A 13,743-nucleotide genomic window follows, 5' to 3' on the forward strand; every position below is an offset into this window, starting at 1 on the left:
TTTCCTATATTAATCCTCTAATGCCAGAAGCACATCCAGTTCTGTCAGCTCATCAAAATCCTGTACATTGACTTTACCGCAAAGGCGGGTCAGAACCTGAGGTTCATACATGGCCCCGATCATGGCAGAGTACCGTTTCCATACCCCGGCGGCTTGTTTTAAAAGCTCTGCCGCTTCCTTCTGCTTCTGTTTATCTCCGTTCTTCTTATATATGGCCAGGCACATGGCGGCTTTTTCCTTATCCGCATAATAAGTTCCAAGCAGGCTCATGGCCCGGATATCATATTTGGTCCGTTCCAGTTCCTGATCCCCGCTGGCTTTCAGTTCATTCAGCTTCTGCATGGCCTTATTGGCGTGGTTTTCCATGGATTCAGCCATGACAGCCGGGGATATTTTCTCTAACCCGGTGCCATTTACCACGCTGTCCGCATATTCGCTGACAGAAGCGTATTCAGAGTAAGGCATTGCAGGGCATTTCATGAATTCATGGATATCGGCAAAACAGATCTTATCCATGGGAGCTTTCTCATACATACAGCAGCCCTCCGGATACCACTGGAAGTCGAAATCATGCCAATGCATGCAGTTCAAATCCGGGATGATCTGGGATGCTTCTTTCCATGCGCTGTAAAGGATCTGGCTCTGTTCCCGGTCTAAATGGAATCTGACAGCCAGTTCATTCCGGAAACACTCCTCTTCCAGGCCGATGTTGTAGCTTAACTGGCCCCAAATCCGGAACATATACCACATTTTATCGATTACCAGCGGATGCTCATTGTCCCCTTTTGTCATATAGTCCCGGCCCCAGGTAAAACCGTCGGGGCCCATATAGAAGCCGGACATGCATTCTTTCGGCATATTGGCCAGATATTCCTTCGCGAAAGCGGGATTTCCCCACCGCGTCATATAGTAATCGTCATTGCGGACCGTCAGCCAGACCTTGACATCCGGAGATTTTTCTTTTAAAAAGCCCTGAATGAAATTCGGTTTGGCGCTGGAATACATATGGGCCTGGGAATATTTAAAGCTGATCTCAAAATCGCAAGGGAAATCTTTAAACTGATTCATGATATGGTCGTATTTGGCCATCTGCATTCTGTGGATCAACTGGAAGGGGCGGTCCGGGTGATCCGCCAGATAATCCCTGATTCCCCGTCCATAGGTATCCGCAATGAACTCAATATCCGACTGGAAATAAATGCTGTCCGCATCCGTGGACGACCCGATAAAGTCCATATTTTCCCCGGCCGTCACACCGATTCCCGCCAGCAGAGGATAGGTATCCATAAGCGCCTTCACTCCGCAGTAAACGTAATCCCTTGCCACCGGGTTATCCAGTTTATCCGTAATTCCATAGGGAGAATCCTCCGTACCGTAGACAAACAGGTTCCAGGTGAAAACATAGATCTTAATGCACCGGTCTTTGGCATATTCCATCACCTTTTGCCAGAAACTGATCTTCTCTTCAATCGTAATCTTCTTCACGGTATACAGACTGCGGCGGTGGTCTTCCCCGTAAATGCCCACGCCGGACAGTTCCGCATGAAACGGCCTGGTGGTGATCTTCACATCATCCACACACGCCTCCGGGTATTCCGGTATTTTCACCAGGGACGGAAATGGGGACAGGCTCCACAGCGATAAAACATTATATTTATTTTCAGCCATCCTGTCTAAAAATTCCTCCCAGAAGGACATATCCCACATGTTCAGGATATTTTTTGAAGCGCTTGTTGAAGCGTCGGAATAGCTGGGCGTTCTGGAATCCAGAGGGATGTTGAATTTAATGCCGCGGTTGGGCATATACGGAGTGACGCAGGCATCTGAAATCTCTTCATTTCTCCGAACCGCATCGGCAATGTCCAGGATGCCGTACATCATTCCCGCCTCGTCTCCGGCTTTCAGGGTGATGTCCTTTCCGGCACAGCTCCTTTGGTAGGACTGGGCTTCTAAGGTATTATCATATTCCAACGTCAGGATGCCTTCACCGGCCAGCTTATCCAATGCAAATGCCATCGGCGGCGTTATCTGAAACTGAACTGTCTTAACTTCCATAAGATTCCTCCTCTATTATAGAAACACAATTTGATTATCCTTTTACCGCTCCGGCCGCAACACCTTTTACAATGTTCTTCTGGAACGCGAAATAGAAAACAATAATCGGAACAATTGACAATATAAATGCCGCAAACGCCAGCCCCCACTGGTTGCTGTTTTCAGACCGGAAATAATACTGTGCCATGGTTATGGTCCTCAGTTTATTGCTGGACAGCATGATCCGCGGGAACAGGAAATCATTCCACAGGTGCAGGGCGTCAAGTACCAATATGGTGGAAGTGATGGGCTTCATAATCGGGAACAGCACCCGCCAGTAAAGCTGCATCAGGTTGGCCCCGTCCACGCGCCCGGCCTCCAGAATCTCTCTGGGTATCCCTCTGACAAATCCGGTATAAAGGAACACCGCCATGGGCATATTCCTGCCGCAGTAGTAGATCACCATTCCAACCAGAGAATTGTTCATCCGGATATCTGTCATCAGTTTTACCAAAGGAACCAATGCGGTATAAAATGGAATCATAATTCCGCACAGGAAAAACAGATAGATAAAATTATAAAATTTCTGATGTCTTGACCAGGCAATGATATAGGCCGCAAGGCCCGAAAGCACGATAATGCCTGCCAAACTCAATACTGTGATGAAAACCGTATTTGCAAAAACCGTGGGAAATTTCATCTTCTCCCAGGCAATGGCAAAGTTCTCCCAATGAAGGTCCTTAGGAATCGAATTGGGGCTTACAAGCGCTTCTTTGGTGGATTTCAACGAAATCATAATCATCATCAAAAACGGATACAGGATAATCGCCGCACACGCCAGCATGAGGAGCATGACAATGGTATTCTTAATAATCCTGGCCTGTTTGCTGCCTTTACTATTCTCTCGCATTGTCTTCCCTCCTTCTCAACACTTTCATCTGGAATAAGGTGATAACTACTATGATCACAAAGAGCACAACTCCCAGCGCGGAACCATATCCGGCCCGTTTATTGGTAAAGGATTCATTGAATATGGTAAGGGAAATCAGTTCGCTGGAACGTCCCGGCCCTCCGCCTGTCAATGCGAAAATCAAATCATATTCCTTAAAAGCGCGTTCTACTGCCAAAACCATATTTATCGTAAAGGACGGCGCCAGCAGCGGAAATGTTACATAGCGGAAACGCTTCCAACTGGTGGCTCCATCAATATCTGCCGCATCATACAGAGACTGATCGATATTCTGAAGGCCCGCAATATAAATTACCATATACCAGCCCGCCATTTTCCAGGAAGACACTAAGATGCCCATCCAAAGGGAGTGTTTGGTGCTTCCCAGGATGTTATTGGCCAGCAAAGGGATATTCCACGCCTTTCCCAGATCAGCCATTACATTTGCAAAAAAGAAATTGAAAACAAAACCGACTAAAATTGAACTGACTACTGCAGGAATAAAGAGCAGGGCCCGAAATACATTCTTTCCCCGTACAACGGATTCAGTGCCCACCGCCATGGCAAGCCCCAGTATATTTAAGATGATCGTAGTAAAAAATGCATAGATAAACGTATTTTTCAACGGCTGCAAAACATATTTATCCTGAAACAATTTTATGTAATTTTCAATGTTGATAAAGTTAAATGAAGCCGAAACCCCATTCCAATCCGTCAGGCTGTAAAAGATACCGCCGAACAGGGGATAGATGACAAACAGCAGATAAAACGCCAATGCCGGAATCACTATCATAAATTCCATAAACGAACTTTTTCTTTTCATACTGCACTCCTTCGATTACAGGCTTAAAAAGGTGCAGGGTGCCGGAATTGGCTGGCACCCTGTATCAATCGATGGTTACTGTGATCACTTCCACTCGTAATTTTCAAGGAAGTTAGCTACCCAGTCAGGATCTGCATCTGTCAGCCTCTTGTGCTCTTCTGCAATCGTATCGGCGATGGACTGAGGATCTTCGCCTGCAAGCCAGTTCTGGCATCCGCTCTTTAACAGTTCCTTAAATCCGGCGATCCACTGTCTGGAAAGGATCGGGCTGTTAGGAAGGGTTCCTTTCTGTAAAACTTCGTAAACGATGCTGTAGGATGGATCGATATCCGCTTCACAGCCAACAACTGTGGAAACTGTTCCGGTCGTATTCGCATAAATGGTGGATCCTTCCGGAGATGTAACGTAATTCAGGAAATCGATGCACAATTCAGGATTCTGGGCATTTGCCGTAATGCTGATGCCGTCGTCAAAGCTGGAAATCAATGTCTGATCCGCAGGATCAGCGGTAAAGCTGGAAGGAATGAGAATGATGTCTGATTCCGGATCCAGAACTTTTACATTCTTAATGGTTGTGGCCACCTGGCTGAAGAACAGGGTGTTGCCGCTGATGAAATCAGCATAAAGGCCGTCCATATTCTTGCCGAGGGAATCAGGAGAAACATATTCTCTTATCCGGTTGTATTCATCGAACATCGCTACAAATTCAGGATCAGACCAATCCTTGTTTCCGCTGAGCACATCTGCATACCAGTTTGGATCTCCGCCGTAAAGAACCTGATACATATACTGGAACGGCCATGCGGTACAGGAAGATAAATCTGCGCCCGCAAGCCCATAAGGATATTCCACGCCCACATCGCGGCACTGCTGCATCAGAGCCAGGAATTCATCCATGCTCTTAGGATAATTATCAACTGTAAGCTCAATTCCCAGGTCTTTCAGCGCAGAATTGTTGCAGATTGTTACGGAAATGTTGGTTGCCATCGGGAATGCGTATAATTTCCCATCGTATGTAACCAGGCTGGTATCGCCCTCTACCAGATGATCTTCAATGCCTGTACCTGTAAGAGGCATCAGATATCCTTCTGCCGCATACTGCTGCTGCACGGTGCTGGCCTGTGAAAGGTACATATCCGGCAGTGAATTGGAGGAAATCCAGCTTGTCATCATGGTTTCGAATTCTGTTACATTCTCATAAATGGTAAAGTCAATGTTTACATCCGGGTGTGTTTTCTTATATTCATCTAATACTGCCTGAAGGCCTTCCGCGCCTGAGCTGTTTGTAACCATGGTGATCGTGCCTGACAAACTGCTCTCTGCGCCTTCTGTGGATTCGGCTTTCGCTCCCTCTGTATTATCTGCTTTTGCTTCCTGAGCCACAGTGGTGTCTTTTGCGCTGTCACCGGAAGCCGGTGCAGAACTTCCGCCTCCGCCACAGCCGGTTAAAAGTGTTGCCGCTGTCATAACGGACAACAGACAGCTTACCATTCTCTTAGATGTTTTTTTCATGTTCCTTCCCCTTTCTCTCACTTCATTAATTTCATTTTTTGAAATCCGATTTAATATTTGGTAACTAAAGTATATAACCCTGTTATCAAATTGTCAATCCTTATTTAAAATTTCTTATAAAATAAATAGATTTCACAGCTAAAAATTGTTAATATTTACTATAAGGCACAAAAAAAGGACTGGTCCGCGGGTTCATCCCACAGCCTGTCCTTTTTTTCTTTATCTTTTCAATAATATCTGATTTTAATAATTGAAAGCATCATAACCCAGTTTCTTTGATATTTCCAAAGAAATCCTCCGAAAATCATCCAGCCTGGGCGCAATCAGCTCATCCGTCATACGGTTCTTAGGCCCTGTTACGCTCAGACCAGCCACCACTCTGCCTGTATAATTATAGATTGGAAAAGCAACACAGCGCGCTCCCAATTCCCGTTCTTCCTCATCATATGCAAATCCCCGTTCACGGATCTTTTCCAGTTCCCTCACCAGCTGCCACTTGCTTGTAAGGGTATTCTCCGTGTAACGGGCCAGCCCTTCCACCCGGATCAGTTTATCCAGGTCCTCTTCGGAATAATTTAAAAGCATCACCTTTCCATTGCCCGTACAATGCATGGGAACGGCATTTCCCACACTCTGGACCATCATCAGGGACTGGTTGGATTCCCGGATCACTTCAATATAAACAGAACGCATGTTTTCTTCCACCGCCATGCATACGGATTCCCCAAAGATCTTCGCAAGCTGTTCCATATACGGCCTGGCTATCATCCTCATGTCCACATAATTGTTCACATTATTAGCCAATGCGCAGATCTTATAGGTTGGAAAATACTTCAGCGTTTCCTCATTCTGTTCCACATACCCCTCATTCACCAGGGTTGCCAAAAAGCGCAGCACCGTGCTGCTGTTCATCTTCAAATCCTTCGCAATATCCAAAAGCCGCTGCGGTTCCCGCTTTAATACCAGATGTTCAAAAACTTTCAAAAGCTTGACGCTGGACTGGTTTCCCTGGGCTTTTACTTTATCATCCTTTTCCTCATTCCTCACAATTCACTCTCCTTTACTGCCTTCTGCATCTTTGATATAGTTAATATACACGAAGATGTGTGAAAAATCAACATTTTATAAAATTTAATTTCAGTATTTAAAACTGTATTTTATATACTATATACCGGAAAAGAGCTATAAAGTCCCGGGTATGAGGGGCTTTATAGCTCTTCTAAAGAAAAAAACGAGGCGCGAGCCCCGGACTTTGTTTACTATCTGATGCTTTGATCTCTGTCAAGGCACACTTCATTATCCATTATACATAATTATTAATTACAAGTCTACTCTTTTTTTATTTTTTTGTTAAGATAATCCTATAGCCGGTAACAGTTCAGACAAGTCTGAACTGTTAGGCATCCAGCCCATTGAAGTCGCCTGCGGCGAGGGGCTGGATGCCTGCAGCCGCTATGTTTTCGTAAGGTCCGCGCAGCAAATGCGCAGACCTATCTGAACTGTTGCTATAACCGGTACTGTTCACTGCCCCCGCTGGCGGACCCGTCCTGTCGGCCGTGCCGTTTTGCAGGGACAGTGAACAGTAATCTATACGGGCATCAGGAAACGAGAAGGGAGACAGGCATGAAACAGGAAAATTATATTAAAAGCGTACCCGGCGTCACTCTGGAAGATGAAAGAAAAATGCTTTCAGACATTCTTGCCATCGCAGATGAGAACTTGAACCGGGCAAAGATATCTGTAGAAAATCTGGCGGATGAACTCCATGAACTGAAGGAAATATACGATGTGGAGGATAAGGAAGGCCTGGCGCTGTGGTTTAATACCGACGCCAGATTCCAGCAGGTCCGCCAGGAACTGCTCAGGATGGAGCGAAGCAGAAAGAAGCCGTATTTCGGAAGAATCGATTTTACCGATACCAGTCTGTTAAAAAAGGAGTGCTACTATATCGGAAAGGCCGCCATTACCAAAGACGCTGCAGAGCTGGTGGTCATCGACTGGAGGGCGCCGATTGCATCGGTATATTACGAAAAATCCATCGGGGTATGCACATATTCGGTAAGGGGGGAAGGCGCTTTTGAGATCGACCTGACCCGTAAACGGACCTATGAGATTGAAAATGACGAGCTGAAGGACTTTTACGATTCGGATGTAGTGGCCAATGATGACCTGCTGACCAAATACCTGGCTAAAAATAAAAGAGCCGTATTAAATGATATCATCGCCACCATCCAGCAGGAACAAAACGAGATCATCCGAAAGCGGCCCCAGTTCAATGTGATCGTCCAGGGCGGAGCCGGTTCCGGCAAGACGACGGTGGCCATGCACCGCATTTCTTATATTCTGTATAACTATGACCTGGAATTTAAACCAAAGGATTTCTACATTATCGGGAGCAACCGGATTCTCCTGAACTATATCACAGGCATTTTGCCCGATCTGGATGTATACGGAGTTTCACAGATGACCATGGAACAGCTTTTTACCCGGCTTCTCTATGAAGACTGGGATGAGAAAAAGTATACGGTAAAAAAGCTGGACAGGCAGGATAAAACGGCTTGTGTGAAAGGAGGCTTTTCCTGGTTTCATGATCTGGAAGATTTCTGCCGGCGCTATGAATGGGCTTCGATTCCCCGGGAGGATGTTTATATAGAAAAAACACACCGCCTGCTGATGACCCGAAGCTCCATTGAGCGCCTGCTGGAGAGATTTGACCACTTATCCCGCCCTGATAAACTGGACAAACTGACCGAGCACCTGATGGCAAAGCTGGAAAATGAGATTTACGGAAGATATTATACGTATCCGCCTGAAGAACAGAAAACGCTGATGAAGTATTATCAGACGTATTTTGGCAGGAGGGAATGGAAAGGTTCCATTTTTGAGTTATACGATAACTTTCTGAAGGAACAAAATGAAAAAGGATATCATATTGCGCTGCCCGGAGAGGCGTTTGATCTCTACGATCTGGCTGCATTGGCTTATCTGTACAAAAGAATTAAGGAGACCGAGGTGATCCAGGAAGCCAGCCATGTGGTCATCGATGAGGCCCAGGACTTCGGCATGATGGCCTACGGCGCGTTAAAATACTGTCTGAGCAAATGCACCTTCACCATCATGGGGGACGTGGCTCAGAATATCAACTTCGATTATGGTTTGACGGACTGGGAGGAACTGAGCGGCCTTCTGCTTACCGGAAGGCTGGATTATTTCGGTCTGCTGAGAAAAAGCTACCGAAACACGGTGGAAATCTCTAATTTTGCGACCAATATCCTGCACCATGGGAATTTCCCCATATATCCGGTGGAGCCGATCATCCGCCATGGAAATGAAGTCCGGATCACGAAGTGCGCGGATGAAGAGCAGCTCATCCTGGAGACTGCCGGCACCATAAAGAAATGGCAGGAAAGGGATTATGAGACCATTGCCGTTATCTGCAAAGAAGAGGATGTGGCTGAATTATCGGAGCAGTTGAGGAAACGAGTGGAACTTCGGGAGTTTGACGCTGAAACAGAAGAGTTTGGAAGCGGCGTGATGATCCTTCCCATCGAATACGCCAAGGGGCTTGAATTTGACGCCGTCATCCTTTGGGGAGCTGACCGGAAGAACTATCCGGCGGAAGACGGCTATGTGAGACTGCTCTATGTGGCGGCCACCAGGGCGCTTCATGAGATGGCAGTGCTCTATACGGGAGAATTAACCGATTTGATTGCGGCTCCGGTATCCGAAGAGCAGAAACGGAAGCATTTTGCAGCATTGCCAGAGACGGGCGTAAAAACAGTTTCTGAGGAGCGGATTAAGACCAACGAGGAAATAGAGAAAGAACGGGTTTCACAGGGTAAGTTCGAGATGGAGGTCCGCAGCAGAATCGGACCGAAAAGAATTGCAGTTCCGAATACTGCGGCTGAAATGGCAGCGTTAAAGAAAAAGAGCGCCAATAACCGGCCGGACAATTCAGAGTTCGGCAGAATACCGGAAATGAACAAATTAAGGCCCCTGGGACATTCCAATGTAAATCTGTCCGTCCGCTGGGTGGCTGCCACCAAAAACTATGTGGAACTGACCAATGCCTGCGGAGTGCTGAGGATCACGCCGATCTCCGGCGACACGGTCCGGATCAGCTTTGCCAGGGAGGGATTTGAGAGGCTGGCGGATATACCGGAAGAGATTAAAACCGCTTCAAAGCCTGTCTGGAAATACAGGGAAATTAAAAACATGGTGGAGGTGAGGTTTGGGAAGCTGCTTCTGCGGGTGGATAAAAAAACAGGCGGAGTCTCTTTCTATACGGATAAGGAAAAACTGCTTCTGGCGGAAAGCCCTTCGCTGCCAAGACAGATCGCTGTTTCACCCAAAAAGCAGACCTGGACTTATTTTGACTGGAGCAAAAAAGAGAGTTTGAAGGCGAGGGGAACCTTCGACAAGCAGTGGATTGACCTGAAATCAACTGCAAAATATATATCTTTCGGCGAAACATCCAAAAGACCTGCCTGTATCATGTCGAACAATGGATATCAGATACTGGTTCCGGCAGGAAAACCGGTCATGTGCTGTACCATTCCCGTGTATGGAACCTATCTGTATACTGAGGGGGAAAGCCAAGTCGATTATTTCTTTAGAACTGCGTTGTAAAGTAAAGGTGGTAAAGTAAAGGGTGAAGGCATTTTCGAAAATGCCTTCACCCTTTACTTTACCACCCTTTACTTTACCCCCTTTACTCCGACAGCACCTTTACTTTAAATTATCTTTCAATACCTTTTTTAAATACGCCAGCTGCCCTCCGCTCATAATCACTTCCAGTTCATTATCCGACACATCCAGCCTGGCCTTAAACGTAACATCTTTTGTCTTATCTTTTATCACAACTTCTCTTTTGGGGAGCTGATCCAGCAGATTCTCAATTTCCAGTTCATCCAGCAAATCCAGTTTATCATAGTCTTCCTGCTGTTCAAACAGCATCGGAATAATTCCGTGGTTGATCAGATTGCCTTTATGGATTCTGGCCATACTTTTTGCGATTACAATTTTAACGCCAAGATACATGGGGTTAATGGCGGCATGTTCTCTGGACGATCCCTGTCCGTAGTTGTCGCCCCCTATGATAATGCTCCTGCCCAGCTCTTTCGCCCGGGCGGCAAACTCCGGATCATAGCGGTGATAGCAGTATTGGGACATCAATGGTATGTTGGAGCGCATGCTGCTGAACTCGGCGCTGGCAGGAGTGATGTCATCAGTTGAAATATTATCCCCGCCTTTTAAGCTGATTTTGGCTGATAAATACTGTTCAGGGGCTTCCGGCACAGGGAGAGGTTTGATGTTCGGCCCGCGGAGAATTTCCGTCTGAAGCGCTTCTTCTTCGGGCAGGGGCTTAATGATCATGGAATCATCCACAAAATAAGCGTCCGGTTCATGAACCTGGGAAAGCGATTTAATCTCATCTCCCATGATATCTTGTGCCGATGCAAATGTTCCCATAACTGCGGTGGCGGCCGCGCTTTCCGGGCTCACAAGATAGATCTCTGCGGTTGGATTTCCCGCCCTGCCTTTGAAATTCCGGTTGGTCGTCCTCACCGCCACTCCCTTGGTTGCAGGTGACTGGCCGATGGCACAGCAGGGACCGCAGGCCAGTTCCAGCAGGCGGACACCGGCGTCAATCAGCATATCCAGATAGCCGTCATGAAGCAACGCTTTGTATATCTGTTTGGAGGCGATGGCGCAGGTACAGCTTACATTTTCATGTACATGACGTCCCCGGAGCACCAGGGCGGCTTTCGCGATGTCTGAATAGCTGGCATTGGTACAGCTTCCGATAAATACCTGCTGTACCGGTTTTTTTGGTACTTCTCTCAGGGGCATTACATTGTCCGGCTGGTGAGGACAAGCGGCCAGGGGTTCCAACTCATCTAAGTTGATTTCGATCACTCCGTCATATTCCGCATCCTCGTCGGGAAGCATTTCTACAAATTCGTCTTCACGGCCCTGGGCTTTCATGAAACGGAGCACCTGTTCATCGGCCGGGAAAATGGAAGTGGTAGCCCCCATCTCCGCGCCCATATTGGTGATCGTTGATCTGGCAGGGCATTCGAGGGCGGCGGCGCCGGGGCCGGTATATTCATAAACATTGCCTAGGCCGCCTTTGATGCTGACGCGGCGCAGCATTTCCAGTATCACTTCTTTGGAATTGCAGCCAGGTTTTAAAGAACCGGTCAGGTTGACTTTTATGACTTTTGGCATCTGAAGGCGCATGGGGACGCCGGTCATGGCCGTTGTAATGTCCATGCCGCCTACTCCGATGCAAAGCATACCGATCGCTCCTCCATGAGGGGTGTGGCTGTCTCCGCCCATGCTGATTTTGCCGGGGGCTCCGAACCGTGATACGTGCACTGCATGGCAGATACCGTTGCCGGGCCTTGAAACATACAGGCCGTAGCGTTTAGCAATGGACTGAAGATAGATATGATCATCGGGGGTTTTATTATCCACATATAAAAGATTGTGATCCAGATAGCTGACACTGCATTGGGTGCGGACACGGTCTAAACCGACGGCTTCAAATGCCAGATAGGTCATTACCGCGTTGATGTCATGTGTTAATGTCTGATCCACTTTAATAAACACTTCTTCTCCGGCTTTCAGGCTGCCTGATACATAATGCGATTCGATTATTTTTCTTGTTAATGATTTTCCCACGATAGGCCCTCCAATTTTTTCTGAATGAATATCCTATCTATAGTTTAATGCAGTTTTCATATAAAAGAAAATACATATAATAAATAATCTTTATACAATTTTGTCTATGATCTTTTGATGACCAAAAAGAAAGAATCCCACTGACGGGATTCTCCAAATTCTCCGACTGCGGCATCACCATTCCTAAACGCCGCATTATATACGATATACTGTGTGATCCTGTACGGAACTAACTTGTATTAAACAACACAAATTTCAAACACATGGTTTAAATAGTCCATAACCTTCGGCCCTAACTTATATATCTCTTGTATTGCAGCTTGATTTTGTATTGTAACTTAATTTACTTTTTTAGTCAGTATCAGAGTTAATAGCAAAATGAAGAAATCTATAAACTCACTTATGCTGACCTTTTTACAAATTTTATATGGCTTTTTCCGGCTATATTTTTACTTATAGCAGCAGTTCAGGCAGGTCTTAACTGTTACGCATCCAGATCATTCAATTCGCCTGCAGCGAGGGGCTGGATGCCTGCAGACGCTATGTTTTCATACGGTCTGCGCAGTAAACGCTCTGACCTATCTGAACCGTTATCACCTACCGTCACCTTTTTTCCTGTTAAAGATCTCCTTTGCTATTTCAATAAATCTCTGCTCCGCATTATCCAGGTAGCTGTCTTTCCGGTAAAATACTTTCACATCCCAAGGATACGGTTCCGGTCCGATCTGATAACAGCAGTATCTTCCCATGGCTTTTGACATTTCTAAAGTCCTTAACGGCACAATGGTGGCCCCTACGCCTGCCATGGCAAGACTATAAGCAGTGATGGTACTTCCGGTTTCCAGAATATATTCCGGTACAATATGGTGCTGCTTAAACAAAGCATCCGCCGCAATGCGGATGGCATGGCCCTTTCGCAGCATCACATGGGGCACTCCCTCCAATTTCGAAACGTCAATCTGATCCGGGTGGCCAGGAATGCATCTGGATTCATCAATCAGGTTTTCTCCTGCCACATAGACCAGTTCTTCCCGGTAGATCAGCTGGGACTCCACCTCCTGATTGTGTATGGTGCTGGGAAGGATGATAAAATTGCTCTGTCCTTTGATCACAGAATCCATCAGCACATCCGATTTTCCTTCCAGCGTAACAACTTCAATCCCTGGATACTCCTTTTTAAACACAGGCAGAATTCGTGGAAGCATATAGCCCACCCGCTCCGTAGGCATCCCAATTGTGATCCGGCCCGCAATTCCTTCGCTGATATCACTGAATTCCCTTCTCATGTTGTCATTTAACCGCAGAATCTGCCTGGCCGTTTCCACATAGCGCTCTCCTGCGTATGTCTGGGTAATGGGATAGGCAGTCCGGTCAAACAGCTTAACGCCCAGTTCATTTTCCACTTTTGAAACAAGGTGGCTCAGTGACGGCTGGGATATATATAATTTCTGCGCAGCTTTCGTTATGCTCTGGCAGTCTGCAATCATAGTAATATAATACAGTTCACGGAAATCCATAAGCTGTTCCTCCTGTTATGCCTGTTTTGGGGGCATCTACATCTACTATTATTTTTAACATAACTTCCCCCTAATTACAACTGGATGGGGGGAATCTTTATTTAACATATTCGCGAAAATAACGCCATGAATCCTGAGAATGGGGGCGGAGGCCTGCTTGGAGGCTTGACGCCGGGCGGAGCGGAATCCGTTGGCGATGAAAACCGGCTTCCAACCGTAAG

The 13,743-nt window shown here is 46.6% G+C and carries 8 protein-coding genes; 1 reads left to right on the forward strand and 7 read right to left on the reverse strand.

From position 1 onward, the window contains the following. Nucleotides 1-9 precede the first annotated feature (9 nt). The 5 genes from GPL15_RS12700 to GPL15_RS12720 all read right to left on the reverse strand — a co-directional run bounded on the left by GPL15_RS12700 (nucleotide 10) and on the right by GPL15_RS12720 (nucleotide 6,365). Nucleotides 10-2,055 (reverse strand): hypothetical protein, encoded by a 2,046-nt coding sequence (locus GPL15_RS12700; RefSeq protein ID WP_215699041.1) that lies wholly within the window; start codon nucleotides 2,053-2,055, stop codon nucleotides 10-12. Nucleotides 2,056-2,089: 34 nt separating this feature from the next. Then, complete coding sequence (locus tag GPL15_RS12705) at nucleotides 2,090-2,944, reverse strand: carbohydrate ABC transporter permease (protein WP_215699042.1); 855 nt, start codon at nucleotides 2,942-2,944, stop codon at nucleotides 2,090-2,092. Beyond that, nucleotides 2,931-3,806 (reverse strand): sugar ABC transporter permease, encoded by an 876-nt coding sequence (locus GPL15_RS12710; RefSeq protein ID WP_215699043.1) that lies wholly within the window; start codon nucleotides 3,804-3,806, stop codon nucleotides 2,931-2,933. Before GPL15_RS12710 ends, GPL15_RS12705 begins: the two co-directional genes overlap by 14 nt. 84 nt (nucleotides 3,807-3,890) lie before the next feature. Next, the gene (locus GPL15_RS12715) at nucleotides 3,891-5,318 is read right to left on the reverse strand and encodes an extracellular solute-binding protein (RefSeq protein ID WP_215699044.1); all 1,428 of its coding nucleotides are present in this window, start codon (nucleotides 5,316-5,318) and stop codon (nucleotides 3,891-3,893) included. A gap of 243 nt (nucleotides 5,319-5,561) precedes the next feature. Next, nucleotides 5,562-6,365: an IclR family transcriptional regulator gene (locus GPL15_RS12720; protein WP_215699045.1), complete on the reverse strand. Its 804-nt coding sequence runs from the start codon at nucleotides 6,363-6,365 to the stop codon at nucleotides 5,562-5,564. A 576-nt stretch (nucleotides 6,366-6,941) separates the two neighbouring features. On the opposite strand from GPL15_RS12720, the gene GPL15_RS12725 reads away from it, so the two are divergent. Next, nucleotides 6,942-9,947 carry a 3'-5' exonuclease gene (locus GPL15_RS12725; RefSeq protein WP_215699046.1) on the forward strand — a complete coding sequence of 1,002 codons (3,006 nt, stop codon included), beginning with the start codon at nucleotides 6,942-6,944 and terminating at the stop codon, nucleotides 9,945-9,947. A 99-nt stretch (nucleotides 9,948-10,046) separates the two neighbouring features. Here the strand turns inward: GPL15_RS12725 and GPL15_RS12730 are convergent, their stop codons facing one another. Beyond that, a complete protein-coding gene (locus tag GPL15_RS12730; protein WP_215699047.1) occupies nucleotides 10,047-12,005 on the reverse strand; it encodes an aconitate hydratase in 1,959 nt (652 codons plus the stop codon). Between the two features lie 593 nt (nucleotides 12,006-12,598). Further along, nucleotides 12,599-13,522 (reverse strand): LysR family transcriptional regulator, encoded by a 924-nt coding sequence (locus GPL15_RS12735; protein WP_215699048.1) that lies wholly within the window; start codon nucleotides 13,520-13,522, stop codon nucleotides 12,599-12,601. Nucleotides 13,523-13,743 lie beyond the last annotated feature (221 nt).

The sequence above is a fragment of the Clostridium sp. MCC353 genome, assembly GCF_018785315.1.
Taxonomy (GTDB): Bacteria; Bacillota; Clostridia; order Lachnospirales; family Lachnospiraceae; genus CHH4-2.